The sequence below is a fragment of the Geodermatophilus sp. DF01-2 genome, from assembly GCF_004571065.1.
GTDB lineage: Bacteria > Actinomycetota > Actinomycetes > Mycobacteriales > Geodermatophilaceae > Geodermatophilus.
The window spans coordinates 96,008-121,620 of record NZ_SPQN01000002.1 but is presented as its reverse complement, the minus strand read 5'-3'; the positions used below and the strand labels follow the sequence as shown (position 1 = coordinate 121,620).

The following is a 25,613-nucleotide window of genomic DNA, read 5'->3' as shown; positions in this document are numbered from 1 at the left end:
CGGCGGTCACTCCACCCGCGTGCGCTGCTCGGAGCGGTGCGTCCGGTTGTGGACCCAGAGGACGAGACACCGCAGTGCGGCGTAGCCCTCGGGTGAGGCGAAGTCCTGCTCGAAGCGGGCGGCCTCCACGAGTTCGTCGCTGTCCACCGACCCCCCGGCGGCGAATCGGTCGAGCACCTCACCGGAGAGCGACCGGCTGCGGAACATGCGGGCGATGCCGAGGGCGACCGAATCGGACACGGTGAGGCTGAACGGCGGGTGCTTCAGCGCCGCCCGGCGGTCGAGCAGCTGGGCCACCTCGCTGTACACCTGCATGTCCCCGGCGGGCGTCGCCCGGGCGCTGATGATCACGTGCGGCTCCCTCGCTCGGTGGTCGGTGGCCTCCGCAGAGGGGATCGGCAGGGCCGACGGGCACCCTGAGTGCGCAGCCGACCCCTGCCCTCCCTCCGGGGGAGCAACGGCCGTGCGGCTACGGCAGCCGGATGGGGATCACCGGTGCGGGGCCGTGCGCCTCGGGTGGGAGGTCGCGGCGGCCGAGGCCCTGCGGGTCGGCGTCCTCACCGCGGTCGAGCACGTAGCAGGCCGCGATCACGCCGGCGCGGTCCTCGCGGACCTTCACGATGATCTGGTCCACCGTCTCGCGGACGCAGTAGGAGCTGCCGTCGGTCGTGACGACGACGGTGTCGGATCCCGCCTCGACCCGCTCGATGTGGTCGGGGTCCAGGCGGCAGTGCTCGCCGGTGCGGCGGGTGAGGCCGATCATGGCGGTCCTCCTGCTGGGCGGGGCAGCGGGCCCCGGGGGCGCCCTCGGAGTGGGGCGCGGATGGTCTCGACGCCGCCCGTCCCGGCCTTGAGCCGGGCGGGACGGCGTCCGCCCCGTCGGGGTGAGCCCCTACGGTGCCGCCGTCGCTCCCTCCGAGCGTCCGGCCTGGGCCGCCGGTGTGGTCGCCGCGCAACGGGGGAGCGGGCGCTCGAGATGGGCTGCGGCCACGGCGTCCGTGGCGCTGCTGACCGAGCGGGCGGGAGAGGTGCTCGTGGCCCACCGGCCGGGTCGGCGTGGCGTTCTCGGCGGTGGAGCTGCACCGGCGGGCCGGCTGACGCCTCCTCCCTGCGGGTGAGGCCGGCGGGCCCCGCTCAAGCCCGGCACGGACGGCGCCGATCACCCGGTCAGGTGACGTCCGGCCCCCGCCGGCGTCGGTCCACACCCGGAGGAGGAGAGGTCGTGCCCGAGCAGTCCGTGCTCGTCGTGGAGGACACCGAGGAGATCAGGGAGCTGGTCTGCACGGTCCTGCGCAAGGCGGGGATGGACGTCCGCGCGGTCGCGTCCGGCGCCGAGGCGCTGGTCGAGGTCCGGCGTGCCGCACCCGACGTCGTCGTCCTCGACCTGGGCCTGCCCGACGCCGACGGCACCGAGGTGTGCCGGCAGGTCCGCGCCGAGAGCGAGTGCTACGTCCTCATGCTCACCGCCCGCGCCGAGGAGGTCGACCTGCTCATCGGGCTGGCCGTCGGCGCCGACGGGTACATGGCCAAGCCCTTCTCCCCGCGCGAGCTGGTCGCCCGCGTGCAGGCGATGCTGCGCCGGCCGCGCATCCCCGCCCCGCGTCCCGCGCCGGTCGAGGAGTCGGTGCTGCGGCTGGCCGAGCTCGAGGTGGACGAGGACAGCCGCGAGGTCCGGGTGGACGGCGCCGTCGTCGACCTGACCCGCACCGAGTTCGACCTGCTCGCCGCGCTGGCGTCCCGGCCGGGCCGGGTGCTGCAGCGCGAGACGCTGCTGCGCGAGGTCTGGCAGACCGATTGGGAGGGCAGCGTCCGCCTGGTCGAGGCACACATGTCCAACCTGCGCCGCAAGCTGCAGGCCGCCGGACTCTCCTCGCCGGAGATCCGCACCGTGCGAGGGGTCGGCTACCGGCTCGTCGCCTGAGCAAGGACCCCCCTGTCCCCACCGTGGAAGGACCCCGTCCTCCCCACCCCTCGCTCCGCTCGGGGCGGTGCCCTGGACGGGGCCGGCGTCGGGTCCCTGCAGGGGGCCGCGGTCAGCAGGTGACGACGTTGCTGAGGTCCGAGGTGGCCGTCCAGCCGTAGTCGGTCAGCGTGTCGATCGACAGCTGCGCGCCGTAGTCGACGACATCGGCGTCGTACCGCGCGGACATCCGGGTGGTCGTCGGGCCGGTCTCACCCATCGGGTAGGGGCCGTACGTGGTGTGCGCCGTCATGCGGTAGCCGGTGACCCGGGTCGAGGTGCTCGGCTGCCACCTCAGCGTCGCGTACAGCTCGGTGTCCTGGACGGTCTGCGTGGTCGTGTACTCCGTGGGCTTGGACCACGTGGTCGTCGTCTCGTCGCTCTCGACGTTGCTCGTGCTGGTGACGGTGCTCGAGGTCAGGCTGTAGGCGATCAGCGTGGTGGCCCCCGTTCCCGGGCTCACGCGGTAGGTCCGCTTGACCACCGTCGTCGTCGTGCGGCACGTGGTCTCGACCGTGACGTCGGTGGCCGGGGCCACCGTGCCCGTGCCGACGGTCATCGCCGGGAGCGCCACGGAGTCGGAGAAGGTGGCGTTCGCGGCGCCGGCGCCGAGGACGGCGGAGGCGACGACGGCGAGCGCGACCAGGGCCCGGACCGCCCAGCGGCCGGTGGCGGCTGCCCGCGGGTGGGGCAGGGGGAGGGCGGTGGTCATGGGGAGCTCCGGTCGGCTCGGGGGTCGGGCGGTCAGCGGGTGGTGGCGGCGCGCTGGATGCCGGAGAAGGTGAGGTTCAGGGTGCTGGTCTGGCCCTGGAAGCGGTTGTCGGCGCTCTCGGGCAGGGCGAGGGTGAGCAGGAGGTTGTCCGCGCCGCCGGGGGTGAGGCTGGCGGCGCCGTCGATGGCGTGGTGGCCCACGGCCGGGCCGGAGCTCAGGGGTGTGGTGGTGCCGCTGCAGGTGTAGGTGGGGGCGGTGGTGCCGTTCTGGGTCCAGGGCAGCGAGCAGGAGGTCAGGGACAGCTGCAGGCCGTGGACGGTGTCGGTGGTGAGGATGCCGGCGGTGGGAGTGGTGACGCCGAGGGTGACCGAGGACAGCGGGGAGTTGCCGTCGTTGGTGAGGGTGACGGTGCGCGAGAGCGTGTCGCCGGGCAGCAGGCCGGTGGTGGTGGCCGGGATCGGAGCGGCGGGCTGGGCGAGGTCGATGGAGACGGTGCCGGAGGTCAGCTCGGCCGAGACCGGGGTGGTGGAGTCGGTGAACGTGCCGAAGGTGCCCAGGCCGGCGACCGCGGCGGCGGTGCCGATGACGGCCAGGGAACCGAAGACCTTGCGGGTGGTGCCGGCGCGGTCGGTGCTCATCGGGGGTGCTCTCCTGCCTGTCCGGCCGGGATCGGGGTGATCCGGCGACAGGAACGAGACTGCGGCCCCAACCGCAGGCCACCCACCCGCCCACCGCAAGAGATCCGCAAGACCAAGGACCCCCTCGCCCCCCGCTCGCCAGCTCGCGCCGAGCCTCGGGAGGGGACCGGGGCCCTTTCAGCTGCCGGCGACGGCGGCCAGCTCGACGACCAGGTCGTGGGCGAGGACGCCGCGCCGTGCGTCCTGCGCGATCGCCCGACAGACCGCGGCGACCTCCGGGTGGCCCAGCTGCGCACTGGTGCCGGCCAGGGTGGCCGATGCCCGGGCGAGGGCCGGGGCGTCCCCGGCCCGCGCACCGTCCGCGATGGCGGTCAGCCGGCTGGGAAGCGCGGCGGCGTAGAGCTGCTGCAGCCGGTCCATCAGCTCGGCGTCGACGTCCTCGCCCGGCGGGTCGCCGGCGTCGGACGCCGTCCCCCGTGGGCCGGCGGTCCGGCGGCGGAGCAGACCGAGCAGCAGGCCGGCGTCGACCGGCTTGGGCAGGCAGGCCAGGGCCCCGGCCTCGAGCGCGGCGGCCCGCTCGTGTGGGGCGGCGTCCGCGGCGACGGCCAGCAGGTGCGCCCGGCAGCCGACCAACCGCAGGCGGCGCAGCAGGGCCGGTGCCTCACCGGCCGGGCCGGCCAGGTCGGTGACCACCAGGTCCAGGTCCAGGTCCAGGCGGCGGGCCAGGGCCAGGGCCTCGCGGGTGCCGGCGGCCTCGCGGACGTCCCACCCGGTGAGCCGCAGCAGCCCGGCGACCAGGGCGCGGTCGGCGGCGTCGGCGTCGACGACGAGGGCGGTCGGCACCGGACGCTGCGCGAGGCGGGAGGAGAGGTCCACGGTGCGGCTGCTCACGGCTGTGCCTCCTCGTCGGTCCCGGCAACCGGGCGCCAGGTCCCCAGCAGGAGCCAGCCGGACAGGAGGGCGGCGGCGCCGTACACCGCCAGCCGGCTGACCAGAGCGGTGCGCGGCGCGCTGACGGGGTGGCCGGCCTCGTCGGTACCGGTGCCGCTCTCGCCGTCGGCGCCGGCGACCGGACGCCAGATGGTGAGCAGGAGCCAGGCGGCGAGCAGGGCGGGAACGCCGTAGACGAGGGCGTGGCTGACGGTGGGGGTGCGCAGGGCGGTGATGAGGTGGCCGGCCTCGGGGATGACGGCCTGGACCTGGTAGGCGGTGTCGCCCTGGAGGACGGCGGTCCAGGGGTCGGGGTGGTCGTTGGCGTCGCCCTTGGTCTGGACGGTGACGGTGCCGTCGGGGGCGTGGGTGACGTCGGTGACGCGGTGGGTGACGACGCGGTGGTCGTCGATGGGGATGTGGTAGCTGATGACCATGCCCTCGGTGACGTCGGTGACGGCCAAGGGGGTGGTGATGACGACGTCGCCGGGGTCGATGGCCGGGGCCATCGAAGCGGTGAGCATGGTCATGGTGCGGTAGCCGAGCAGGTGGGGGCCGGCGGCCAGGACGGCGAAGGCCACCACGGCGAGCGCGACCAGGGCCCGGACCGCCCAACGGCCCAGGAAGGCCGGCACCGGGCGCAGCAGGTGCCGGGCGGTGCCGACCGAGGGCAGCAGCCGGGTGGCGGCTGCCCGCGGGTGGGGCAGGGGGAGGGCGGTGGTCATGGGGAGCTCCGGTCGGCTCGGGGGTCGGGCGGTCAGCGGGTGGTGGCGGCGCGCTGGATGCCGGAGAAGGTGAGGTTCAGGGTGCTGGTCTGGCCCTGGAAGCGGTTGTCGGCGCTCTCGGGCAGGGCGAGGGTGAGCAGGAGGTTGTCCGCGCCGCCGGGGGTGAGGCTGGCGGCGCCGTCGATGGCGTGGTGGCCCACGGCCGGGCCGGAGCTCAGGGGTGTGGTGGTGCCGCTGCAGGTGTAGGTGGGGGCGGTGGTGCCGTTCTGGGTCCAGGGCAGCGAGCAGGAGGTCAGGGACAGCTGCAGGCCGTGGACGGTGTCGGTGGTGAGGATGCCGGCGGTGGGAGTGGTGACGCCGAGGGTGACCGAGGACAGCGGGGAGTTGCCGTCGTTGGTGAGGGTGACGGTGCGCGAGAGCGTGTCGCCGGGCAGCAGGCCGGTGGTGGTGGCCGGGATCGGAGCGGCGGGCTGGGCGAGGTCGATGGAGACGGTGCCGGAGGTCAGCTCGGCCGAGACCGGGGTGGTGGAGTCGGTGAACGTGCCGAAGGTGCCCAGGCCGGCGACCGCGGCGGCGGTGCCGATGACGGCCAGGGAACCGAAGACCTTGCGGGTGGTGCCGGCGCGGTCGGTGCTCATCGGGGGTGCTCTCCTGCCTGTCCGGCCGGGATCGGGGTGATCCGGCGACAGGAACGAGACTGCGGCCCCAACCGCAGGCCACCCACCCGCCCACCGCAAGAGATCCGCAAGACCAAGGACCCCCTCGCCCCCCGCTCGCCAGCTCGCGCCAGGCCTCGTCCAGAGGCTCGCCGCGAGCTCGCGAGGGGTGAGGAGGGCGGGGCCCTTCTACCTGCACGGGGGCCGCGGACCTCAGCGGGGGAGGGTGAGGGTGAACGTGGTGCCCCGGCCCTCGACGCTGGCCAGCTCCAGGGTCCCGCCGTGCGCGGCGGTGATGGCCCGGGTGATCGCCAGGCCCAGCCCGACCCCGGGCACCGCGGAGCGCCGGGCGGTGGAGGCGCGGAAGAAGCGGGCGAACAGCTGCCCCTGCTCACCGGCGGGGATGCCGACGCCGGTGTCGCTCACCGTCAGCCGGGCCACCGGCACGGCGTCGTCCCGCGGCTCGTCGGCGACCGCGCCGCCGGGCGTGCGCCACGCCGCGCGCAGCGCGAGGGTGACCCGGCCCCCGTGCGGGGTGAACTTCACCGCGTTGGAGACCAGGTTGTCGCAGGCCTGTCCCAGCCGGACGGCGTCACCGTGGACGACCAGGCCGTCCTCGGGTACCGCCAGCACGATCTCGACGCCCGTCGCGGCGGCGGTCACCCGAGCGGTCTCCTCCGCGGCGCGGACGACGGCGGCCAGGTCGACGTCCTCGGGCTGGAGGCTGAACCGGCCGGCGTCCACCTGGGCGGTGAAGAGGAGGTCGCCGACCAGCCGCAGCAGCCGCTGGGCGTTGCGCTCGACGGTGCTCAGATGTCGCCGCTGGTCCTCGGTCAGCTCCGCGTCGTCCAGGACGAGCTCCAGGTAGCCGAGGATCGAGGTCAGCGGCGTCCGCAGTTCGTGGCTGATCAGGCTCACGAACTGGTCCTTCATCCGCTCGGTCGCCCGCGCCTCGGTCATGTCGGTGCCGACGAAGTTCCAGCCGGCGTGCACGCCGCGGTCGTCGGTGCGCGGGGTCACCGCCACCGAGACGGTGAGCTCCTCGCCGTCGGCGGCGACGTAGGTCCAGTCCCGGACGTCGCTGCCCTGCTCCCGCGCCGTGCGCACCAGGGCGGCCAGCCCGCCGCCGGCCTCCTCGAGCTCCTCGGGCAGGTGGAAGTCGGTGATCGACCGGGTGCGGACGACGTCGGCGCGCGGCAGCCCCAGCATGCGCTCGGCGCCCGGGTTCCAGACGCGGACGACGCCGTCGACGTCGGTGCCGATGATCGACTGCTCGGTGACCGCGTCGATGACACTGGTCATCGTCCGCGCCCGCGCCCGAAGCATCCGGGTGGCGATCTCCAGCTCGCCGTCCCGGTGCTGCATCTGGGCCAGCAGCGCGGCGTTCTCCGCGCGCAGGCGGAGCACCTCGGCCTCCAGGGCGGCGACGTCGGCGCCGGCGGGCGGGGCCTCGGCGGTGCTCGGCGAGTCGAGGGTCATCGCGTCGCCCCGGTGGCCAGCTCGCGCACCCGGACGGCCAGCCCGGCGACCGAGAAGGGCTTGGCCAGGTGGGCCTCCGCGCCGGCGACGAGCCCGCGCGCCACGTCGTCGGCGACCAGGACGCGCGGCGGGGCGGTCGGCACGGTCGGGGCTCCCTCGCTGCGGCGGCGTCGTCCCGCACGACTTCGGCGTTGCCTGCTCCGCTCTGCAGCGCGGGAGCCCCGACCTCACCCCAACAGGGGAACCGGCCGCACACAGCACCGCGCCCCGCCGGGACGGACCCGGCGGGGCGCGGTGAGGGGCGCAGCGGCCTCCCTGTGGGGTCCCGCCGCGAGCCTGCGAGCGGTGGGGGCAGGGAGGCCCTTCTTCAGCTGCCGGACTGGCTCTGCACCGTCTGGCGGGACTGCTGGGCCTGACCCTGGACGTCCTGCTTCGCGGACTGGCTCTCGTCCTTGACGGTCTGGGTGGCGTCCTGCGCGCTGGACTTGACCTCCTGGACCGCCTGCTCGGCGGCGGGCTGGAGCTCCTCCCGCATCTCCTGCGCCGCCTGCTTGGCCGGGGCGAGGAGCTCGTCCTTGTGCTCGCGGACGGCGGACTCGGCCTGCTGGGCCAGCTGCCGCTCCCTCTCCGACGCCGGCATGAGGCTGGAGACCAGCCAGCCGACGCCGAAGGCGATGAGGCCGGCGGCCATCGGGTTGCCCTGGGTCTGCCGGGTGATGGTGTCCGGGGCCTGCTGCACCGTCTGTGCCGCGGATTGCGCGGCACCCTGCACGGACTCGGCGGCGCCGTGCGCCTTGCCCTGCACGGTGCCGGCGGCGTTCTGCGTGCGGTACTGGGCCGACGACCGGGTGTCCTGGGCGCTGCCCATCACCCGATCCCGCGCTCGGCCGAAGCGCCCCTTGGCCGCGCTGACCCGCCGGTCCATCACGCGGGACGGGTTCACCTTCTCGTTGAGGGCGTCGACGTCGTAGCTCAGCTCGCGCTGGGTCTGCTCGATCTGCCGCCGGATGGCCTCGGGGTCGTTGCTCGTGGTCATGTTCCGTACTCCGATGTCTGAGAGGGCCGCAGGGCCGCGGGTCAGTGGGGCTTGAGGGCGCCGGGGACCTCCTGCAGGGAGTCCACGGTGCGTTCGGGCTTGGGGTTCACCTGCTGCAGTTTCTTCTTGCCCACGGAGAAGGCGACCGCGCCGATGACGCCCCACAGGATCGCGACGATCAGTGCCGACCAGCCTGCGTCCATGAGGTTGGCCAGGGCCGCGTACAGGGCGAAGGAGAGGAACAGCAGCACCATGTAGCCGGCGAAGCCGGCTGCGCCCAGCATGCCTGCGCCCTTGCCGGCCTTCTTGGCCTCGGCCTGGAGCTCGGCCTTGGCCAGGGCGACCTCCTGGCGCATCAGGGTGGAGAGGTCCTTGGCGAGCTCACCGAAGAGCTGCCCCACCGACGCGCCCTCGATGTCGGGGCGGCCGGTGGCGGTCGTGGGGGTGCCCATGGCGCCGCTGTGCTCGTTGTAGGTCTGGTCCTGGTCGGGAGCGACGGCGTAGTTGCCCTGGCCGTACGGGTCCGGCTGGCCCTGGGGCGATCCGACCGGCGTCGCGCCGGAGTAGGGAGAGCTCATCGCTCAGACCCCCTGACCGGGCCGGCGGGCCGGGTCGTCCCAGCCGGCCGGGGTGGTCGGCGGAACGGCGGCGCCCGCGCGCGGCACCGTGCCGTACGGCGGCGGCGGGACCGGAGCGCCGGCGGTGGTGTTCGTGGTGCCCGTGCCGCTGTAGCCGGTGCTCGTCTCGCCGTAGCCGGAGTAGGCCGGCGCCGGGTCGACGTAGTTGGTCTGCGCGTAGCTGTCCCGGTACTGCCCGCCCGTGTTCGAGGAGCCGGAGTCGCTGTGTGCGGCCTTCACCCCGCTGGTGAGCCGGCCGGCGACGACGCCGGCGAGGGCGGCGCCCAGGAGGAACGTGCCGGGCTTGCGGCGGGCGAAGGAGCGGACCTCGTCGAGCAGATCGGCCGGCTCGCGGTTCTGCAGCCAGCCGGCGAACTCCTCGACCTTGCCGGTGGCCTGCTCGAGCAGGTCGCGGGCCGGGCCCGGGGCGGGCTCGTTGCCCTCCACCATGCCGCGCAGCTGGGAGGCCAGGCCCTGCAGGCCCTCGGCGGCCTTCTGCTGCTGGGAGACGGCCTGCTCGCGCAGCTGGGTGCGGCCCTGTTGGACCAGGTCCTGCGCCTGCTGCTTGGTCTCCTGGGCGACCCCCTTGGCCTGGTCGGTGGCGGTCGAGGCGACCTGGTTGCCCGCCTCCTTCGCGGTCTGGCCCACGTTGCGGGCCTCGCCCTTGGCGACGTCACCCGTCGACGGGGAGTCCGTCGTCCGGGCGGTCGTGGTCCCGCTCGTGGCGCCGGTGCCGGGGGAGGGCGGCGGCGGGAACGGGGTGTCGATGGAGTGAGTCATCGTTCCTCCTCGGCAAACGTCATGGTCGGACCGGGCGGTACCCATCAAACGATCACCCACACATGCCCCGCGGACGGCCGTCCCGGACCCGTGTGCGCGTGCGCCGGGGGCCACGGGAGCGCGGGCGGTACGGGTGCCGAATCGTCGTGTCGCGTCGCCGGAGGGGTGGGCGGCATCGCAGCAGAAACCGGTACGAACGCCCGGGCGGGAGACGACGTGAGCTCCCGGGTGCCGGCGGCGGCCTCCGTCCGGACACGGCGGACTAAGGTCAGGCTTTCCTCTCTGCCGTCCGAGTCGAGGAGTTCCGCCATGGCCGACCAGGCCCCGCGCCGCCCGCGCAGCCCCTGGCTGGCCACCGTGCTGCGCACCTCCCGGCCGACTCCCCACCTGGTCCGCGTGGTGCTCGGCGGGAAGGGCCTGGCCGGCTTCACCTCCGCGTTCACCGACGCCTACGTCAAGCTCGTGCTGCCGCCGTCCGGCGCTCCGTACGCCGCGCCGTTCGACATGGAGGCGGTGCAGGCCGAGCATCCCCGGGAGCTGTGGCCGTGCCTGCGCACCTACACCGTCCGGGCCTGGGACGCCGTGGCCGGGGAGCTCGTCATCGACGTGGTCGTCCACGGCGACGAGGGGCTGGCCGGCCCCTGGGCGGTCGCCGCGCGACCGGGCGACCTGGTGCAGCTGCTGGGCCCCGGGGGGGCCTACGCGCCGAGCGGGGACGTCGACTGGCATCTGCTGGCCGGCGACGAGACCGCGCTCCCGGCGATCGCCGCCTCGCTCGACCGCCTGCCCGCCGGGGTGGTGGCGCGGGTGTTCGTCGAGGTCGCCGACGCCGCCGAGGAGCAACCGCTCGCGGTGCCGCCGGGCGTGGAGCTGACCTGGGTGCACCGCGCCGGGTTGCCGGGCGAGGCCCTCGTCGCCGCCGTCCGCGAGGCCGCGCTGCCCGCCGGCTCGGTGCACGCCTTCGTCCACGGGGAGGCCGGCTCCGTGCGGGAGCTGCGCCGGTTCCTGCGGGCCGAGCGACTGGTGCCGCGCGAGCGGCTCTCGGCGTCCGGCTACTGGCGGCTGGGCCGCACCGACGAGGGCTGGCGCGCCGAGAAGGCGGAGTGGAACGCCGCGGTGGAGGCCGACGAGCGGGCTGCCGTCGCCTGAAGGAGGACGCCCTCCCGGCCTCCTCCCGGGCGTCCCCGACCCTGCGAGGGGGGTCCTTCGCCAACAGGGGGTCCTTCGTCAGCCGGTCCAGGGAAAGCGCGGCGGACGGCGCTCGGCGAACGCGGCGACGCCCTCGGCCAGCTCGCCAGCGGCGATCGTCTCCCGGTACCAGCGGCCGGCCTCGGCCTGTCCGTCCCGCCCGGCGCCCAGCGCGGCCACGATCTCCTTCGCCGCCCGCTGGGTGAGCGCCGAGCGCGAGGCGAGCACCCCGGCGAGGCGGTGCGCCTCGTCCTCCAGGTCCGCCGCGTCGACCAGCCGGTCGACCAGGCCGGCGCGCAGCGCGATCGGTGCGTCGACCAGCTCGCCGCTGAAGAGCAGGTACCTCGTCATCCCGGGTCCGACGAGGTCCAGCAGCGCCTTGGTCGACTCGGGCGTGTAGACGATGCCGACCTTCGCCGGCGTCACGCCGAAGACGCCGGTCGGGTCGGTGACCCGCAGGTCGCAGCAGGTGGCCAGCTCCACCCCGCCGCCGATGCAGTGGCCGCGGATCATCGCGATCGTCGGCTTCGGGAACTCCCGCAGCGCCGCCTGGGCGGCGAGGTTGTCCCGGCGCAGCGCCGCCATCGGGTCCTCGCGGTCGGGGCCGCCGAGCAGGTCCGCGATGTCGGCGCCGGCGCAGAAGCTCGCGCCCGCCCCGGTCACCACGAGCACCCGGACGGCGGGGTCGCCGGCGGGGCCGGCGAGCGCTTCGGGCAGCGCCGCCCACATGCCCGCCGTCATGGAGTTGCGCTTCTCGGGCCGGTCGATGGTGAGGACGGCGACCGCACCGTCGGTGTCCACGCGCAGGAAGTCGCTCATCCTCGGCCCGATCGTGAGCCTCCGGCCCCCTCGAGCCCGCCCCCGCGGCGGTCCCGGACGCTCGACGTGCCGAGGCCGGCGCCCTCGCTGGACCTCATGATCCGAAGACCTCCCGGTCGACGTCGGACATCGCGAACCGCGCCTCGACCGCGTCACCGGCCGCGGCCAGGACCGTGGTGAAGCCGTCCTGCGCCGGTCTCGCTGGCCACCTGGGCGATCTCGGGTGGTCGCCGAGCGGACATCGGCGCCTTCCCACGGATACGGGCCTGGCGTCCGAACGGTACTGGCTGCGGCCGGATCCGGCGCTCGGGCGCCGGGCCGGGACCGCCCCGGGCGCCCGGCGCTCTAGGGTCGGTCGACACGCCCCTCGACCCGGGAGGACGCATGGCGGTCTCCAACCGCGTCCGCAGCGCCCTGACGACGACGGTGCTGGCGACCGCGGCCACCGGCTTCCTCGCCGGGTGTGGCACCGGGGAGGACGACGAGCAGGAGCAGGTCGCCTACTGCACGAACGAGGACGGCGAGATCGTCGACGAGGACTTCTGCGACGACGACTACCGCGGTCCCGGGCTCTTCTTCCTCTACCTGGGCGCCTTCCGCCCCGGCCTGCCGGTCGGCACCGTGCTGCCCAGCGGGGGCACCCGGATCAACCCCGCCGACACCGCCGCCCGCCAGCGCGCCGGACTGCCCCCGACCGGCCGGGTCGACGCCGGCACGCGGGTCACCGGCGGCATCGGCTCGGGCCTCGGTGGCCGCGTCGGCACCGCCGGCGGCTGATGTCCGCCCCTCCGCCGAGACCTGCGAACTCGTGGCCATCAGGGCCCGATCGCCACGAGTTCGCAGGTCTCGCGGGTCGCGGAGGTGACCGCGGGTGAGGCGCGTCGAGGGCGGGGTGGTCCGCCCCGGCTGGGAGGCCGAGATCGAGGCCCAGGGACTGGTCTACAACCGCACGGAGCTGCCCGGCGGTGAGGTGCGCAGCTACTGGCGCGAGGGGCCGTTCTACGACTTTCCGATGGAGGAGGTCGAGCGGCTGGAGGGCTGGGTCGCCCAGCTGTTCGAGATGTGCGTGGCCGCCGGCGACCACGTGATCGAGCACGACCTGTTCGACCGGATGGGCATCCCGCCGATCGCCCGGCCCGAGATCCGGCGCACCTGGGAGACCGAGCCGCCGAGCGTCTACGGCCGCTTCGACCTCCGCTACGACGGCTCCGGCCCACCGAAGCTGCTGGAGTTCAACGCCGACACCCCGACCGGGCTGGTCGAGTCCGCCGTCACCCAGTGGAACTGGCACCTGTTCACCGGGCAGGGCGCCGACCAGTGGAACGCCCTGCACGACCGGCTGGTCGCCGCCTGGCAGCGCAACCTGCTGCGCTGGGAGCGGCGCACCGGCGTCCGCCCGCGGGTGCACCTGGCCTGGACGTCGGAGGAGCGCTCCGGCGAGGACCGGATGACCGTCGCGTACCTCATGGACACCGTCGTCCAGGCCGGCTACGAGGCGATCGAGCTCGTGGTCGAGGACATCGCGCTCGACGACGGCGACGGCCGCTTCTACGACCAGCAGGGCCGCCACCTCGACGTCGTCTTCAAGCTCTACCCCTGGGAGTGGCTGCTCGAGGACGAGTTCGGCCCCGCCGTCCTCGCCGACGCCGCCCGCCCGGGCGGCACCACCTGGGTGGAGCCGGCCTACAAGATGCTGTGGAGCACCAAGGCGCTGCTGCCGGTTCTGTGGCAGCTGTTCGGCGGGGACCCGGTGCTCTCCCCGCTGCTCCTGCCGGCCTACTTCGCCGACGAGATGCCCTCGTCGTGGCGCACCTTCGTGCGCAAGCCGCTGTGGGGCCGGGAAGGGGCGAACGTGCAGATCGTGCGGAACGGGCAGGTCGCCGTCGACATGCCCGGGCGCTACGGCACCGAGGGGTTCGTCGTCCAGGAGTTCGCCCCGCTGCCGGACTTCGCCGGCGTCGACGGCTCGCACCACCCGGTGCTGGGCGCGTGGGTGGTCGACGGCGAGCCGGCCGGCCTGGGCATCCGGGAGAGCGACGGGCTGGTCACCGACAACCTCAGCTTCTTCGTGCCGCACACCATCGACTTCACGGCTCCGGAGGCCGCACGCCGGTAGCCCCCCTACGGTCGGGTCATGCCGTTGGAAGGTGAGTACGAGCCGAGCCCCCAGGCCTGGGTGCGCGAGCAGGTCGAGCGCTACGAGGCCACCGGAGGCGGGGAGGCCAACACGCTGCGCGACACCGGGCTGCCGGTGGCGATCTTCAGCACCCGGGGCGCCAAGAGCGGCAAGGTGCGCAAGCAGCCGCTCATGCGGGTGGCGCACGAGGGCGCCTACGCGATGGTCGGATCGCAGGGTGGGGCGCCCACGGACCCGGCATGGGTGGCCAACCTGCGGGCCCACCCGGACCAGGTGACGGTGCAGGACGGACCCGAGCCGTGGGACGGCGTGGCCCGCGAGGTGACCGGCGAGGAGAAGCGGCGGTGGTGGGAGCGCGCCGTCGCCGCCTATCCGCCCTACGCCGAGTACCAGAACCGCACCGACCGGGAGATCCCGGTCTTCGTCGTGGAGCGCCGGCGCTGAGGGACCCGTCGGGCGTCGGCGCCGTCCGGGGGAGGGAACCCGTCCCAGGAGTGCGTTGCCGGCCCTGGCTGTGCCGAGGCCCGCGGCTCCCGTGGTCGGGGGACGGCGGTCGCCGCCAAAGGCGCATGCTCTAAGGTATGCCTTGCCTAAGCAGCGGGTCGACAGCTCGGCCCGTTCCGACGGGCTCGATCCGGCCTCACGCGCGTCGAGCCCGGCGGTCCCGCGCCGCTGACTCCCGGAAGGACGTGCGCCAGGTGCGCTCACGACTGCTCAGCCCCGCCTTCGTCGCCACCGCTGTCATCGCCACCGCGGCCCTGACCGGCTGCGGCTCGACCACCGAGAACGTAGGAGAGGAGGCATCCGCCCAGGGCGGCTCCGGGTCCGTGGAATCATCGTCGGTCGCCCATGCCATGGGGACGACGGAGGTCCCGGCCGATCCGCAGCGGGTGGTCACCCTCGACACCCCGCACCTGGACACGGCGCTGTCCTTGGGGGTGACCCCGGTCGGGTCGGTGCAGTCCAGCGTCGCCGAGGGCCTGCCGGGCTACCTGGGCGACCGCACCGAGGGCATCGAGATCGTCGGAACGATCGAGGAACCCGACCTCGAGGCCATCGCGGCACTGGACCCCGATCTGATCCTGTCGTCGCAGGTGCGGCACGAGCAGATCTACGACCGGCTCAGCCAGATCGCCCCGACTGTCTTCACCGACTACGAGGAGGGCTGGCAGTCGATCTTCACCACTACCGCGGAGGCGCTGGGCCTCGCCGAGGAGGGCGAGCAGGCCCTGGCCGAGTACGAGCAGCAGGCCGACCAGGTCGGTGAGGCCATCGGCGCTGAGGGCGCCACCGCCTCTGTCGTGCGGTTCCTGCCCGACGAGACCCGGATCTATGGGCCGGAGACCTTCGCCGGCAGCGTGCTGACCGACGTCGGGTTCGACCTGCCCGAGCTGGAGTACGACGAGTACTCGATGGCCTACATCAGCCCGGAGCAGGTCGAGCAGGCCGACGCGGACGTCATCTTCTCCACCACCTACGGCGACCCTGTCGCGACCACCAAGGACGCCGTCACGGCACTGTGGGGCAACCTGGAGGCGGTGCCCGACTGTGCGTTCGAGGTCGAGGACGACGAGTGGATGCTCGGTATCGGGCTCATCGGCGCCGAGATCGTCCTGGACGACGTCGAGTCGTTCCTGGACGAGGGCGCCTGTCTGTGACCGGTCGGCCGTCGGGCGCGGCTGGTGGCAGCCGCACCCGACGGCCACGGCATGTACGCAGTGTGCTCGGGACTACTGCCGCAGCCCTCGTCTGATCGGGTCCCTTGGATGATCCACACCGCCCGTCCTGACCAGCGGTCGACTCCGCCCACCGCCCGCCGCGCGGCCCGCGCACTGCGGCCGGCCCTGCGGTCGGCGGGGCTGCTGGCCAGCCTCGGCGTGCTGGTGGGGACCGTCCTGGCCAGCCTGCGGTTCGGCTCGCTTCCGCTGTCCACCGCGACGGCGATCGAGGCCTTCACGGCGTTCGACGGTTCGACCGAACACCTCATCGTCCGCGAGCTGCGGCTGCCCCGGACGGTGATCGGCCTCGGCGTGGGCGCGGCGCTCGCCGTGGCCGGCGTGGCCCTGCAGGCGGTGACCCGCAACCCGTTGGCGTCGCCGGAGATCCTCGGCGTCAACGCCGGAGCGGCCTTCGCGGTGGTGGCCGCGGTACACCTGCTGGGGATCGTCTCCCCGTCGGCCTACGTGTGGTTCGCCTTCGCCGGAGCGTTCGTGGCGATGGTCGTGGTCTTCCTCATCGCCTCGGCCGGGCGGGACGGCGCCACCCCGATCAAGCTGGCCCTCTCGGGCGCCGTGGTGACGGCGCTGCTCACCTCGTGGATCTCGGCAATCCTGGTCCTCGACGAGCGCACGCTCGACCAGGTGCGGTTCTGGCTCGCCGGATCGCTCGTCGGCCGGGACCTGGACGCCTTCGCCGAGATCGCCCCCTTCCTGCTGGTGGGACTGGCCATCGGCGGGGCAATGGTGCGGCAGTTCGACACCATGAGCCTGGGCGAGAGTCTCGCCGCGGGCCTCGGCCAGCGCACTCGGGCCGTCCGTGCGCTCACCGTCCTGGCCGTGGTCCTGCTGGCCGGCGCCGCGGTCGCGGCCGCGGGGCCGATCGCCTTCATCGGGCTGGCCGTGCCGCACGCCGTCCGGGCCGTCGTCGGGCCGAGCCACGGCTGGCTGCTGCCCTACGCCGCCATCTACGGCGCGGTGCTGCTCCTGGTCGCCGACGTGCTCGGCCGCATCGTCGCCCGGCCCAGCGAGATAGAAGTCGGCATCATGACCGCGATCATCGGTGCGCCGTTCCTCGTCCACCTGGTCCGGAGCCGGAGGTTGAGCCAGTTGTGACCGCGCTGAGAGCGGGCGCACGACGCCGGACCGAACCAGCCAGGCTCCGCACCGTCCGGCGGGCCGGGCCGGTCCGGATCTCCTTCCGCTACCGCCCGCGCGTCCTCGTCACCGGAGCCTTCCTCACGTTGGTGGCCGCCGGCCTCATGGCCTGGACCATGTCCCTCGGTGAGATCCGCATCCCGCTGGCGGACGTGTTGACGACCTCGCTCGGCTTCGGTTCGGGAGAGCACGACTTCGTCGTGCGGACCCTCCGCCTGCCGCGCACCCTGGCGGCCTTCGGCGTCGGGGTGGCGCTGGCCACCTCTGGCGCGATCTTCCAGTCCCTGGTTGGCAACCCGCTGGTCGCCCCGGACATTATCGGGGTGACGAGCGGAGCCGGCCTGGTGGCGGTGGTGCTCATCGTGGTGTTCGGGACACCGGCGGTCGTCCCGGTCGGGGCGTTCCTCGGCGCGCTCGGGGCGACCGCGCTGCTGTACCTGCTGACCTGGCGCGGCGGGATCGCCGGCTACCGCCTGGTCCTCGTGGGCATCGCCGTCCACGCCCTCCTCACCGCGCTGACCACGCTGGTCCTCGTGCGCTTCCCCATCGACCTGGTGAGCTCGGCGGTCCTGTGGTTGACCGGGACCCTGTACGCCACCACGTGGGAACAGGTCGGCTGGCTGGCCATCGGCCTGCTGGCCCTGGTGCCCGCGGCGCTCGTGCTGCTACCTCGGCTGCAGCTGCTCGAGCTGGGCAACGACACCGCCGCCGCACTCGGCACCCGCACCCAGACGGCGCGCGCGGGGCTGCTCCTGGTCGCCGCCTCGCTGGCCGCGGTGGGGGTGGCGGCCGCTGGGCCGGTCGGGTTCGTGGCGCTCGTGGTGCCGCACGCAGCCCGGATGCTGATGGGCCCGCTGACCAGCGGGGTCTTCGTCGTGACCGGCCTGCTCGGTGCCGTGCTCGTGCTGGGCAGCGACCTGATCGCCCAGCATGCCTTCTCCCCGGTGAGCCTGCCGGTCGGCGTCGTCACCGCCGCGGTCGGCGCCCCCTACTTCCTGTTCCTGCTCTGGCGAACCAACCGAGGTGTCTCCTGACCCGCCTGACCGTCGATGCCGTCACCCTCGCCTACGGCAGCGCTCGCCCGGTCGTGGACGAGCTGTCCCTGGGCGTGCCGGACGGGCGGATCACCTGCATCATCGGTCCGAACGGCTGCGGGAAGTCGACCCTGCTGCGCGCCTTGGCCCGGCTGCTGCGCCCGACCGCCGGAGCGGTCCTGCTGGACGGCCGGGCGATCCACCGGCTGCCGACCAAGGAGGTGGCCCGCCACGTCGGCCTGCTCCCGCAGGCGCCCGTCGCGCCGCAGGGCCTCACCGTGGCCGACCTGGTGGCCCGCGGTCGCTTCCCTCATCGCCACCTCTTCGACTCGTGGTCCTGTGAGGACGAGGCGGCCGTGGAACAGGCGCTCACCGTGACGCACACCGCCGAGCTGCGTGACCAGCAGGTCGATGAGCTCTCCGGCGGACAGCGCCAGCGGGTCTGGATCGCGATGGCCCTCGCCCAGCGCACCCCCGTACTCCTGCTGGACGAGCCGACGACCCACCTCGACATCGCCCACCAGCTCGAGGTGCTCGAGCTGCTGGCGGAGCTCAACCGATCCCAGCAGCGCACCGTGGTCATGGTGCTGCACGACCTCAACGAGGCGGCCCGGTACGGCCACCACCTCGTCGCCATGCGCGCCGGGCGGATCGTCGCCGAGGGGCCGCCCGGCGCGGTCGTCACGGCCGAGACCGTGCGGGCCCTGTTCGGCATCGACAGCCGAATCCTGACCGACCCGGTGACCGGTGGACCCCTGCTCGTCCCGGTCGCCAGGGCCGGGTCCTCGCCTGTTCCGGCCGCAGGCCCCCCGAGCCCCCGAGAGAGCCGTCCGGTCGCCGATCGTCAGAACCCGATAACCGGACGGGGCTGATGGGGCTCCTCCAGCCGGGCGACCTCCTCGTCGGTCAGCCACGTGCCGACCGCGGCCGCCGCGCCGTCGAGGTGGCCTCCTGACGGCGCCGACGATCGGCACGGTCAACACCGGTCTGGCCAGCACCCAGGCCAGCGCCATCCGTGCCCGGGAGGGATCCCGCGGTCGGCTGCGGCCTCGGCCACCATTGCCGACCGAGTTCCCGCTCTGCCCGGAACCGACACCGACCGTGCGCGGACAACGCCGGCAGTGAGTCGGCCGGGTCAGGGGAGCGCGGCCGCGGCGTCCGGGATCGCCGCGGCGACGTCGTCGGGGAACGTGGTGAACGGTGTCGCGGCGACCGTCCGCTTCGCGCCGCGCCCCTCCCAGGCCCACGTGCCGAGCACTCGCCCGCGGTGGACGACGGTCGGCCGGAAGACGCCGTTGCGGCCGGGGACGATCCGGTCGGCGAACTCGGGCGGGACGGCGCAGCTGCGGTCGGCGTAGCCGAGGACGAACTCGTCGAAGCCGGGCAGCAGGAACAGCTCGGCGGCCTCCGCGCGGCATCCGGCCAGCAGGTCGGCGGTCCCGGGCGCCAGCAGGTGCTCGCGGCCGTCGACCTCGACGGCGGCCAGCCGATCCCGGACCGCGGCCACCCCGGCCCGGACCTGGGTCACCGGCAGCCCGGCCCAGCGGGCGAGGTCGGCGACGGTCGCGGGCCCGTGGCCACGGAAGTAGCGCAGCGCCAGCTCGGCCAGCGCGGCGTCCCGGTCCAGCCGTCGGGGTGCGGTCACCCACTCGTCGAGCAGCACGAACAGCTGCTCGCCGCCGGCCATCGGGCCCAGGCAGAGGGTGCCGGTCTGGGCCAGGTACCAGAGCAGGTGGTAGCCGCGCTGTCCGGTGACGGCGACGCCGCCCTCGGCCACGGCGGCGAGCAGCTCCTTGCGCCCGCACCGGCCGCCGGCCAGCGCCGCGGTGACCAGCTCGCGCGCCCGCTCGGTGTCCGCCTCGGTCAGGCCCAGCACGGCCCGCCGCCGGGCGGCGCCGGCCAGCGCCCGCGGGCCGAGCAGCTCGAGCATCCAGGGCAGGTCCTCGGCGGGCAGCAGGTGCAGGGTGCCGCGCATCGGCCAGGAGCGGACCACCTCGCCGGCGTCCAGCGCCGCCGCCACCCCGGCCCGCGTGCGCTGCGCCGTCCGCAGCGCCACCGAGGTCAGGGCACCGGGCAGGTCCTGCCCCTGCACGCAGGTGAGCAGGCGGACCGCCTCGGTCGCGGTGGCCGGCGGCGGGCTGGCGACCCGCTGGGCCACCAGCCGCAGCAGCGCCAGGTCGCGTGCCGTCGTCATGTCCCGGAAGCCTGCCAGCGGGGTGCGACGCGATGGCCGGCTGACACACTCTCCGTGTGCAGGCGGAGGACTGGGACGCGCGCTACGCCGAGCAGCAGCAGTGGTCGGCCGGGCCCAACGCGCTGGTGGCCGAGCTGCTCGCCGACCTGCCGCCGGGCGCCGCGGTCGACCTCGCGGCGGGGGAGGGGCGGCACGGGCTGTGGCTGGCCGAGCGCGGCTGGCAGGTGACCGCGGTCGACTTCTCCACCACCGGGCTGGCGCGCGGCCGCAGCCGGCCGGGCGCCGACCGCGTCACGTGGGTGACCGCCGACGTCCTCGCCTGGGACGCCCCGGCGGCGTCGCTCGACCTCGTGCTCGTCGCCTATCTGCACCTGCCGCAGGCGGACACGACCGCGGTGCTGCGCCGCGCCGTCGGCTGGTTGCGGCCGGGCGGCCGGCTGCTCGTGCTCGGCCACGACGTCGACAACGTCGCGCACGGCGTCGGCGGCCCGCAGGACCCGGCCATCCTGCACAGCACGGCGCGGCTGGCCCCGGTGGCCGCGCTGCTCGAGGTCGACCGGCTCGAGCAGGTGCGCCGCGCGGCGCCGGCCGGCACCGCGCTGGACACCCTGCTGTGGGGACGCCGCCGGGGGCCGACTCGTCGGCCCACGGCGGTAGCGTGCGCCCCGTGATGGGGATGGGCGGGGCCGGGGGCCCCGACGCGGAACGGCGCCGGCGGCTGATCGCCACGGTCGTGGTGGTCGCACTGTTCGTGACGGCCGCGGCGACCGTGCTCTCGATCGCCTTGGGCTGACGGAGTACGCCATGGACGCCCGGATCGAGGAGTGGTTCGCCGCGGCCGGCCCGCGCGAGGCGGAGCTGCGGCGGGTCGACGCGCTGGTCGTGGCGGCCGCGCCGGGCATCGACCGGCAGCTGGTCCCCGCCGGGTCCGGCCGGATGCTCGGCTACGGGCTCATGCCCTACCGGCCGAGGTCGGCCACGAAGACGGCGACGTGGCCGCTGGTCGCGCTCGCGGCCCGGAAGCGGCACCTGTCGCTGTACGTCTGTGCCGTCGTCGACGGTGAGTACCTGCCCGAGGCCCGCGCCGGACGGCTGGGGAGGGTGTCCTGCGGGAAGAGCTGCATCCGGTTCACCTCCCTGGACCGGGTCGACCGGGTCGAGCTCACCGCGCTGCTGCAGGACGCCGTCGCCGCGACGCGGGCGGGCGCGAACGCCTACTCCGCTGGCTGATCGGCCCGCCGCCGGGCCGGCGGCCCGGGGTTCCCGGGCCCGGCCAGGTACGTGGCGAACCAGTCGCGGGCCAGTTCCGCGACCACCTGCAGGGTCCCCGGCTCCTCGAACAGGTGCGAGGCGCCGGGGACGACGGCGAGCCGGTTCCGGCACCCCAGTCGGGTCTGCGCCTCCCGGTTGAGCTCCAGCACCTGCTGGTCGTGGCCGCCGACGACCAGGAGCGTCGGCGCCCGGACGTCGGCCAGCGCCGGTCCGGCCAGGTCGGGGCGGCCCCCGCGGGAGACCACCGCGCGCACGCTGCCGTCCCCGGCCGCCGCCACCAGTGCCGCCGCGGCGCCGGCGCTGGCCCCGAAGTACCCCCGCGGCAGGGCCGTGCAGGCGGGCTCGGCGGCCACCCAGCGGGCGACCGCGGCCAGGCGACCGGCCAGCAGGGTCACGTCGAAGACCGGGCGGCGGTCGGTCTCCTCGGCCGGGTCCAGCAGGTCCACCAGCAGCGTCGCGAGCCCGGCGCGTTGCAGTACCTCGGCCACGAGGCGGTTGCGAGGGCTGCGCCGACCGCTGCCGCTGCCGTGCGCGAAGACGACCAGCCCGCCGGCGTGGCCGGGCACGGTCAGGTGTCCGGGGAGGCCGTCCGGGCCGGCGTCGGCCACCACGTCGTCGTCCCGCGGGATGGGGGTCACCGCCGGGAGGACCGGGGCGGGACGGCGCAGCAGCCCGAGAACCTCCTCGTCGGCGGTCGGCCGGAAGTCACCGTAGGCCTGCCCGACCGCGGTGAACCGACGCGGGCTCTCCAGGCACACCACCTCGTCGACCACCGGGGCGATCTCGCGGAGCGCCTGCGGCGAGCCGACCGGCACGGCCAGGACCACCCGCGCCGCGCCGTGCGCCCGTGCCACCGCGCAGGCGGCCCGGGCGGTGGCCCCGGTCGCGACCCCGTCGTCCACCACCACCGCCGTCCGGCCCTCGAGCGGGAGCCGGGACCGATCGCCGCGCAGCTGCCGGGCCCGCCGGTCCAGCTCGGCCCGCTCGCGCTGCTCGACCTCCGCGAAGGTGCCTCCGTCGACCCGGCCGGCCCGCACGACGTCGTCGTTGACTACGACCACGCCGTCCTCGCCGACCGCGCCCATCGCCAGCTCCGCGCGGTGCGGCAGGCCGAGCTTGCGCACCAGGACCACGTCCAGCGGCGCACCGACCGCGCGGGCCACCTCGGCGGCCACGGGCACCCCGCCGCGGGGCAGACCGAGCACGACGACGTCGCGGCCGGCCACCGGCGCGAGCCGGCGGCCCAGCTGCCGGCCCGCGTCCCTGCGGTCCTGGAACGGCACCCGCGGCTCCCTCCCCGGCGTCGACCCCATGGTCACCCTGGTCCTCCGGGAACGCGATCCGCAACCGGGGGTTGCAGCGATGACCTTGGTCCCTGGTGCACGCGGCCGTCGGCAGCCACCGTGGAGGGCGCCGACGCCGAGGGGCGTCCGCTCGACGCCCATGTCCCCGCGCGCACGGAGGCGCCTGACGCATGACGCTGACCGACGATCCCGCCGTCGAGCAGGCCGTCGAGCAGGCCGTCGCCCGACTCGCAGACGAGTTCCGCACCCGACTGCGTCCGCAGGTCGTCGACACCGTGGTCCGCACCTGCCGTGAGGACCTCAGCGGGGTACCGGCCACGGCGTTGCCCGAGCTGGTCGAGCGGCTGGCCCGGGAGCGGCTGCAGTCCGTCGGCTGACGAAGGACCCCGTCCTCCCGCCCCCGCAAGCTCGCGGCGGGACCTGGGAGGCGGCCGGACGGAGCCGCCTCGGCAAACGGGTTGCCGTCGTCCGGACGATGTCGGAGTGGGCTACGTCGACGTGACCGGGGTACGGCACATCCTCCCCGACGGCCGGGTGCTGTTCGACGGCGTCTCCCTCCGGGTCGGTGAGGGCGCGCGCGCCGCGCTGGTGGGAGAGAACGGAGCCGGGAAGACGACGCTGCTGCGGATCGTCGCCGGCGACCTGGTGCCCGAGGCCGGCGCGGTCACCCGCAGCGGCGGCCTCGGCGTGATGCGCCAGTTCATCGGCTCGGTCCGCGACGACACGACCGTCCAGCGCTTCCTCGTCGACCTCGCGCCGCCGGCCGTGCGGGCGGCCTGGGAGGCGGTCGGGTCCGCCGAGCTCACCCTCATGGAGACCGACGACGACGCGGCGCAGCTGGCCTACGCCGACGCGCTCGCACAGTGGGGCGACGCGGGCGGCTACGACGCCGAGGTCACCTGGGACGCCGTGACCGTGGCCGCGCTCGGCGTCCCGTACGACCGCTGCAAGTACCGGGAGCTGTCCGCCCTCTCCGGCGGGGAGCAGAAGCGGCTCGCGCTCGAGGCGCTGCTGCGCGGTCCGGACCAGGTGCTGCTGCTCGACGAGCCGGACAACTACCTCGACGTCCCGGGCAAGCGGTGGCTCGAGGGGCGGCTGCTGGAGACCCGCAAGACCGTGCTGTTCGTCAGCCACGACCGGGAGCTGCTGGCCCGCGTCGCCGACCGCGTGGTCACCGTCGAGGGCGGGACGGCGTGGGTGCACGGCGGCGGGTTCGCCGGCTACGCCGAGGCGCGGGCGGCGCGGCACGAGCGGATGGCCGAGGTGCGCCGGCGCTGGGACGAGGAGCACGCGCGCCTGGTCGAGCTGGTGCGCACGCTGCAGCAGCAGGCGGCCAACTCGCCGGACATGGCCTCCCGGTACCGGGCGATGCAGACCCGGCTGGCGAAGTTCGAGGCGGCCGGCCCGCCGCCGGACCGCCCGCCGGAGCAGAAGGTGGCGATGCGGCTGCGCGGTGGCCGCACCGGGGTTCGGGCTGTGATGGCCGAGCAGCTCGAGCTGAGCGGCCTCATGCGGCCGTTCGACCTGGAGGTCTGGTACGGCGACCGGCTCGGCGTCCTCGGGGCCAACGGCGCGGGCAAGTCGCACTTCCTGCGGCTGCTGGCCGGCCAGGACGTCGCGCACACCGGTTCGTGGCGGCTGGGCGCGCGCGTCGTCCCCGGCTTCTTCGCGCAGACCCACGCGCACCCGGAGTGGCTCGACCGCACGCTGGTCGACCTGCTGTGGCACGGGGAACCCGGCCGGCCGGGCGTCGACCGGGGTCGGGCGATGGCCGCGCTGCGTCGCTACGGCCTGGCCGCGGCCGGCGACCAGCCGTTCGGCACGCTCTCCGGCGGCCAGCAGGCCCGCTTCCAGGTGCTGCTGCTGGAGCTCTCCGGCGCCACGCTGCTGCTGCTCGACGAGCCGACCGACAACCTCGACGTGCTCTCGGCCGAGTCGCTGGAGGAGGCGCTCGCCGCGTTCGAGGGCACGGTCCTCGCGGTCACCCACGACCGCTGGTTCGCCCGCTCATTCGACCGCTTCCTGGTCTTCGGCGCCGACGGCCGGGTGTACGAGTCGGCCGAGCCGGTGTTCGACGAGACCCGGGTCGTTCGAGCACGCTGAACCCGGATGGTGCAGCGGTCATTGAGAGGCTGCGCCGACCGGACCCCGTGATCGGGCGTCCGGTCGGCGCGGCCGGGGGACCGGCTACTGGATCGCGTAGAACACCCGCTCCGAGGAGTCGAAGCTCAGCGTCGGCTCGATCGACAGCTGCCCGCCCTGGACGGCGGCCGGCGGCACGTCCATGCAGAACTGGAAGGTGTCCGTCCCCCCCGGGTTGAGGGTGGGCGCGTCCATCGCGTCGTCCGCCAGCAGGGCCATGCAGTCGGCATCGCTGTACTGACGGGCGTCCGTGCCGTGGAAGACCGCAGTGAGGTCCCAGCCGGGCGCGCCCTCCCCGGTGCCCGTGTACGTGGCGGTCAGCTGGGTGAGCACGTACTGCCCGGCCGGCGGCTCGTTGAACTCGTCGGCGGCGGCCACGGAGGCGTTGGCGTCGAGCTCCACGGCGTCCACCGTCACCTGGTAGTCACCGATCCGGGCCGGGACCCCGAGCGGGACGACCTCCGCCGGGTCGGATGCGCCGCCCGTCGCGGGTTCGGCCAGGTCGGAGGTCACGGTGTCGGACGGCGCGCTGTTCAGCTCCTCGTCGATGCTGCGCTCGACCTCGTCGATGACCTTGGCGTAGAGGAACTGCGTCGCGATGACCAGGACGAGGGCCACGACCGAGGTGACGAGGCCGGTGATGGCCAAGCCCTTCCCGCCGTGCGTGCCCCGGCGGGCGCGCAGCAGCGCGGGGATGCCGAGCCCGAGGCCGACCACCGCCAGGACGGCGGCGAGGTTGTTGATGATCGGCACCCAGCTCAGCAGCAGGGCGATGATGCCGAGCACCATCGAGGCGACGGCCAGCCCGGCACCCCTCTTCGGCTGCTCGTACTGCGGGACCGGCGGGTACGGCTGGTACGGCGCCTGGGGCGGATGGCTCACGGAACTGCTCCTTCGGTGGGCTGACGAGTCGGAGCGGGACCGTATGTGGCCGGTGCCCCGCTCCAGGGACGTGCCGCCCGACCCGCCGGGCCCCTCACCAGCCGCCTCAGCAGCACCCCTGGTCGCCCCGGGCGCCTGAGTGGATCACGGGCTCGTTGCGCGCCGCGCCGGCGCGTCCATCCGTGTCGCCGACGACGACCCGTGCTCATCACAGGCATGTCAGGCCGTGTCGACG

General features: G+C 74.8%; 30 protein-coding genes. 14 read left to right on the top strand and 16 right to left on the bottom strand.

Translation table 11 applies throughout. The features are described from left to right. Nucleotides 1-6: 6 nt before the first annotated feature. Together E4P41_RS01510 and E4P41_RS01505 are read right to left on the bottom strand one after the other, a co-directional pair. Nucleotides 7-351 carry a hypothetical protein gene (locus E4P41_RS01510; protein ID WP_167760871.1) on the bottom strand — a complete coding sequence of 115 codons (345 nt, stop codon included), beginning with the start codon at nucleotides 349-351 and terminating at the stop codon, nucleotides 7-9. 118 nt (nucleotides 352-469) lie between these two features. Continuing rightward, entirely contained in the window at nucleotides 470-763 is a 294-nt protein-coding gene (locus E4P41_RS01505; RefSeq protein WP_135139102.1) for a flagellar FlbD family protein, read from the bottom strand. A 459-nt stretch (nucleotides 764-1,222) separates the two neighbouring features. Here E4P41_RS01505 and E4P41_RS01500 point away from each other — a divergent pair, with 459 nt between their 5' ends. Further along, complete coding sequence (locus tag E4P41_RS01500) at nucleotides 1,223-1,921, top strand: response regulator transcription factor (RefSeq protein ID WP_135139101.1); 699 nt, start codon at nucleotides 1,223-1,225, stop codon at nucleotides 1,919-1,921. Nucleotides 1,922-2,033: 112 nt separating this feature from the next. Here the strand turns inward: E4P41_RS01500 and E4P41_RS01495 are convergent, their stop codons facing one another. The 10 genes from E4P41_RS01495 to E4P41_RS01455 all read right to left on the bottom strand — a co-directional run bounded on the left by E4P41_RS01495 (nucleotide 2,034) and on the right by E4P41_RS01455 (nucleotide 9,533). Next, nucleotides 2,034-2,672, bottom strand: a complete 639-nt coding sequence (locus E4P41_RS01495) for a hypothetical protein (RefSeq protein ID WP_135139100.1) — start codon at nucleotides 2,670-2,672, stop codon at nucleotides 2,034-2,036. A 32-nt stretch (nucleotides 2,673-2,704) separates the two neighbouring features. Next, entirely contained in the window at nucleotides 2,705-3,310 is a 606-nt protein-coding gene (locus tag E4P41_RS21855; RefSeq protein WP_135139098.1) for a TasA family protein, read from the bottom strand. Between the two features lie 177 nt (nucleotides 3,311-3,487). Next, nucleotides 3,488-4,201, bottom strand: coding sequence for a response regulator (locus tag E4P41_RS01490; RefSeq protein WP_167760870.1), 714 nt, complete (start codon nucleotides 4,199-4,201; stop codon nucleotides 3,488-3,490). Beyond that, entirely contained in the window at nucleotides 4,198-4,965 is a 768-nt protein-coding gene (locus E4P41_RS01485) for a signal peptidase I (RefSeq protein WP_135139099.1), read from the bottom strand. The genes E4P41_RS01490 and E4P41_RS01485 overlap by 4 nt, the downstream gene beginning before the upstream one ends. 32 nt (nucleotides 4,966-4,997) lie before the next feature. Beyond that, nucleotides 4,998-5,603 (bottom strand): TasA family protein, encoded by a 606-nt coding sequence (locus E4P41_RS01480; RefSeq protein ID WP_135139098.1) that lies wholly within the window; start codon nucleotides 5,601-5,603, stop codon nucleotides 4,998-5,000. A gap of 231 nt (nucleotides 5,604-5,834) precedes the next feature. Next, complete coding sequence (locus tag E4P41_RS01475) at nucleotides 5,835-7,100, bottom strand: ATP-binding protein (protein WP_135139097.1); 1,266 nt, start codon at nucleotides 7,098-7,100, stop codon at nucleotides 5,835-5,837. Continuing rightward, on the bottom strand, nucleotides 7,097-7,243 hold the full coding sequence (locus E4P41_RS01470; protein WP_245177041.1) for a hypothetical protein: 147 nt from the start codon (nucleotides 7,241-7,243) through the stop codon (nucleotides 7,097-7,099). Before E4P41_RS01470 ends, E4P41_RS01475 begins: the two co-directional genes overlap by 4 nt. A 224-nt stretch (nucleotides 7,244-7,467) precedes the next feature. After that, on the bottom strand, nucleotides 7,468-8,136 hold the full coding sequence (locus tag E4P41_RS01465; RefSeq protein WP_135139096.1) for a DUF3618 domain-containing protein: 669 nt from the start codon (nucleotides 8,134-8,136) through the stop codon (nucleotides 7,468-7,470). A gap of 41 nt (nucleotides 8,137-8,177) precedes the next feature. After that, on the bottom strand, nucleotides 8,178-8,714 hold the full coding sequence (locus E4P41_RS01460) for a phage holin family protein (RefSeq protein ID WP_135139095.1): 537 nt from the start codon (nucleotides 8,712-8,714) through the stop codon (nucleotides 8,178-8,180). 3 nt (nucleotides 8,715-8,717) lie between these two features. Next, complete coding sequence (locus tag E4P41_RS01455) at nucleotides 8,718-9,533, bottom strand: hypothetical protein (RefSeq protein ID WP_135139094.1); 816 nt, start codon at nucleotides 9,531-9,533, stop codon at nucleotides 8,718-8,720. Between the two features lie 309 nt (nucleotides 9,534-9,842). On the opposite strand from E4P41_RS01455, the gene E4P41_RS01450 reads away from it, so the two are divergent. Continuing rightward, a complete protein-coding gene (locus E4P41_RS01450) occupies nucleotides 9,843-10,682 on the top strand; it encodes a siderophore-interacting protein (RefSeq protein ID WP_135139093.1) in 840 nt (279 codons plus the stop codon). Nucleotides 10,683-10,760: 78 nt separating this feature from the next. On the opposite strand, the gene E4P41_RS01445 is transcribed toward E4P41_RS01450, so the two are convergent. Continuing rightward, complete coding sequence (locus tag E4P41_RS01445) at nucleotides 10,761-11,540, bottom strand: enoyl-CoA hydratase/isomerase family protein (protein ID WP_135139092.1); 780 nt, start codon at nucleotides 11,538-11,540, stop codon at nucleotides 10,761-10,763. 384 nt (nucleotides 11,541-11,924) lie between these two features. On the opposite strand from E4P41_RS01445, the gene E4P41_RS01440 reads away from it, so the two are divergent. From E4P41_RS01440 to E4P41_RS01410, 7 genes are all read left to right on the top strand, one after another. Beyond that, a complete protein-coding gene (locus tag E4P41_RS01440) occupies nucleotides 11,925-12,317 on the top strand; it encodes a hypothetical protein (protein ID WP_135139091.1) in 393 nt (130 codons plus the stop codon). A 94-nt stretch (nucleotides 12,318-12,411) separates the two neighbouring features. Then, complete coding sequence (locus E4P41_RS01435) at nucleotides 12,412-13,656, top strand: glutathionylspermidine synthase family protein (RefSeq protein WP_245177040.1); 1,245 nt, start codon at nucleotides 12,412-12,414, stop codon at nucleotides 13,654-13,656. Nucleotides 13,657-13,674: 18 nt separating this feature from the next. Then, nucleotides 13,675-14,121, top strand: a complete 447-nt coding sequence (locus E4P41_RS01430; protein ID WP_135139090.1) for a nitroreductase family deazaflavin-dependent oxidoreductase — start codon at nucleotides 13,675-13,677, stop codon at nucleotides 14,119-14,121. Nucleotides 14,122-14,375: 254 nt separating this feature from the next. Further along, the gene (locus E4P41_RS01425) at nucleotides 14,376-15,335 is read left to right on the top strand and encodes an iron-siderophore ABC transporter substrate-binding protein (RefSeq protein ID WP_245177039.1); all 960 of its coding nucleotides are present in this window, start codon (nucleotides 14,376-14,378) and stop codon (nucleotides 15,333-15,335) included. Nucleotides 15,336-15,443: 108 nt separating this feature from the next. Further along, nucleotides 15,444-16,508: an iron ABC transporter permease gene (locus E4P41_RS01420; protein WP_245177038.1), complete on the top strand. Its 1,065-nt coding sequence runs from the start codon at nucleotides 15,444-15,446 to the stop codon at nucleotides 16,506-16,508. Further along, nucleotides 16,505-17,584 carry an iron ABC transporter permease gene (locus E4P41_RS01415; RefSeq protein ID WP_209307463.1) on the top strand — a complete coding sequence of 360 codons (1,080 nt, stop codon included), beginning with the start codon at nucleotides 16,505-16,507 and terminating at the stop codon, nucleotides 17,582-17,584. Before E4P41_RS01420 ends, E4P41_RS01415 begins: the two co-directional genes overlap by 4 nt. Before the next feature lie 53 nt (nucleotides 17,585-17,637). Continuing rightward, a complete protein-coding gene (locus tag E4P41_RS01410) occupies nucleotides 17,638-18,456 on the top strand; it encodes an ABC transporter ATP-binding protein (protein ID WP_245177037.1) in 819 nt (272 codons plus the stop codon). 263 nt (nucleotides 18,457-18,719) lie between these two features. Here the strand turns inward: E4P41_RS01410 and E4P41_RS01405 are convergent, their stop codons facing one another. Beyond that, complete coding sequence (locus E4P41_RS01405; RefSeq protein ID WP_135139088.1) at nucleotides 18,720-19,778, bottom strand: winged helix DNA-binding domain-containing protein; 1,059 nt, start codon at nucleotides 19,776-19,778, stop codon at nucleotides 18,720-18,722. A 56-nt stretch (nucleotides 19,779-19,834) separates the two neighbouring features. Between E4P41_RS01405 and E4P41_RS01400 the strand changes: the two genes are divergently transcribed. The 3 genes from E4P41_RS01400 to E4P41_RS01395 are packed head-to-tail and all read left to right on the top strand — an operon-like array spanning nucleotide 19,835 to nucleotide 21,008. Further along, on the top strand, nucleotides 19,835-20,449 hold the full coding sequence (locus E4P41_RS01400) for a class I SAM-dependent methyltransferase (RefSeq protein WP_135139087.1): 615 nt from the start codon (nucleotides 19,835-19,837) through the stop codon (nucleotides 20,447-20,449). Beyond that, nucleotides 20,446-20,571 (top strand): hypothetical protein, encoded by a 126-nt coding sequence (locus E4P41_RS23515; protein WP_280658798.1) that lies wholly within the window; start codon nucleotides 20,446-20,448, stop codon nucleotides 20,569-20,571. The genes E4P41_RS01400 and E4P41_RS23515 overlap by 4 nt, the downstream gene beginning before the upstream one ends. 11 nt (nucleotides 20,572-20,582) lie before the next feature. Continuing rightward, on the top strand, nucleotides 20,583-21,008 hold the full coding sequence (locus tag E4P41_RS01395) for a DUF1801 domain-containing protein (RefSeq protein ID WP_135139086.1): 426 nt from the start codon (nucleotides 20,583-20,585) through the stop codon (nucleotides 21,006-21,008). On the opposite strand, the gene E4P41_RS01390 is transcribed toward E4P41_RS01395, so the two are convergent. Then, entirely contained in the window at nucleotides 20,993-22,333 is a 1,341-nt protein-coding gene (locus tag E4P41_RS01390; RefSeq protein WP_135139085.1) for a phosphoribosyltransferase family protein, read from the bottom strand. The two genes, E4P41_RS01395 and E4P41_RS01390, sit on opposite strands and share 16 nt — an antisense overlap. A gap of 191 nt (nucleotides 22,334-22,524) precedes the next feature. Between E4P41_RS01390 and E4P41_RS01385 the strand changes: the two genes are divergently transcribed. Further along, nucleotides 22,525-22,731, top strand: a complete 207-nt coding sequence (locus E4P41_RS01385; RefSeq protein WP_135139084.1) for a hypothetical protein — start codon at nucleotides 22,525-22,527, stop codon at nucleotides 22,729-22,731. A gap of 106 nt (nucleotides 22,732-22,837) precedes the next feature. Next, nucleotides 22,838-24,457, top strand: coding sequence for an ABC-F family ATP-binding cassette domain-containing protein (locus E4P41_RS01380; RefSeq protein WP_135139083.1), 1,620 nt, complete (start codon nucleotides 22,838-22,840; stop codon nucleotides 24,455-24,457). Nucleotides 24,458-24,541: 84 nt separating this feature from the next. Here the strand turns inward: E4P41_RS01380 and E4P41_RS01375 are convergent, their stop codons facing one another. Continuing rightward, a complete protein-coding gene (locus E4P41_RS01375; RefSeq protein WP_135139082.1) occupies nucleotides 24,542-25,378 on the bottom strand; it encodes a DUF4190 domain-containing protein in 837 nt (278 codons plus the stop codon). Between the last annotated feature and the right edge of the window lie 235 nt (nucleotides 25,379-25,613).

What these genes read in the sequence shown, in the direction of transcription:
- E4P41_RS01385 (WP_135139084.1), top strand. Translation starts at nt 22,525, where the DNA reads ATGACGCTGACCGACGATCCCGCCGTCGAGCAGGCCGTCGAGCAGGCC.
- E4P41_RS01485 (WP_135139099.1), bottom strand. Translation starts at nt 4,965, where the DNA reads ATGACCACCGCCCTCCCCCTGCCCCACCCGCGGGCAGCCGCCACCCGG.
- E4P41_RS21855 (WP_135139098.1), bottom strand. Translation starts at nt 3,310, where the DNA reads ATGAGCACCGACCGCGCCGGCACCACCCGCAAGGTCTTCGGTTCCCTG.
- E4P41_RS01445 (WP_135139092.1), bottom strand. Translation starts at nt 11,540, where the DNA reads ATGAGCGACTTCCTGCGCGTGGACACCGACGGTGCGGTCGCCGTCCTC.
- E4P41_RS01395 (WP_135139086.1), top strand. Translation starts at nt 20,583, where the DNA reads ATGGACGCCCGGATCGAGGAGTGGTTCGCCGCGGCCGGCCCGCGCGAG.
- E4P41_RS01465 (WP_135139096.1), bottom strand. Translation starts at nt 8,136, where the DNA reads ATGACCACGAGCAACGACCCCGAGGCCATCCGGCGGCAGATCGAGCAG.
- E4P41_RS01475 (WP_135139097.1), bottom strand. Translation starts at nt 7,100, where the DNA reads ATGACCCTCGACTCGCCGAGCACCGCCGAGGCCCCGCCCGCCGGCGCC.
- E4P41_RS01505 (WP_135139102.1), bottom strand. Translation starts at nt 763, where the DNA reads ATGATCGGCCTCACCCGCCGCACCGGCGAGCACTGCCGCCTGGACCCC.
- E4P41_RS01450 (WP_135139093.1), top strand. Translation starts at nt 9,843, where the DNA reads ATGGCCGACCAGGCCCCGCGCCGCCCGCGCAGCCCCTGGCTGGCCACC.
- E4P41_RS01495 (WP_135139100.1), bottom strand. Translation starts at nt 2,672, where the DNA reads ATGACCACCGCCCTCCCCCTGCCCCACCCGCGGGCAGCCGCCACCGGC.
- E4P41_RS01405 (WP_135139088.1), bottom strand. Translation starts at nt 19,778, where the DNA reads ATGACGACGGCACGCGACCTGGCGCTGCTGCGGCTGGTGGCCCAGCGG.
- E4P41_RS01420 (WP_245177038.1), top strand. Translation starts at nt 15,444, where the DNA reads ATGATCCACACCGCCCGTCCTGACCAGCGGTCGACTCCGCCCACCGCC.
- E4P41_RS01460 (WP_135139095.1), bottom strand. Translation starts at nt 8,714, where the DNA reads ATGAGCTCTCCCTACTCCGGCGCGACGCCGGTCGGATCGCCCCAGGGC.
- E4P41_RS01430 (WP_135139090.1), top strand. Translation starts at nt 13,675, where the DNA reads ATGCCGTTGGAAGGTGAGTACGAGCCGAGCCCCCAGGCCTGGGTGCGC.
- E4P41_RS01455 (WP_135139094.1), bottom strand. Translation starts at nt 9,533, where the DNA reads ATGACTCACTCCATCGACACCCCGTTCCCGCCGCCGCCCTCCCCCGGC.
- E4P41_RS01440 (WP_135139091.1), top strand. Translation starts at nt 11,925, where the DNA reads ATGGCGGTCTCCAACCGCGTCCGCAGCGCCCTGACGACGACGGTGCTG.
- E4P41_RS01480 (WP_135139098.1), bottom strand. Translation starts at nt 5,603, where the DNA reads ATGAGCACCGACCGCGCCGGCACCACCCGCAAGGTCTTCGGTTCCCTG.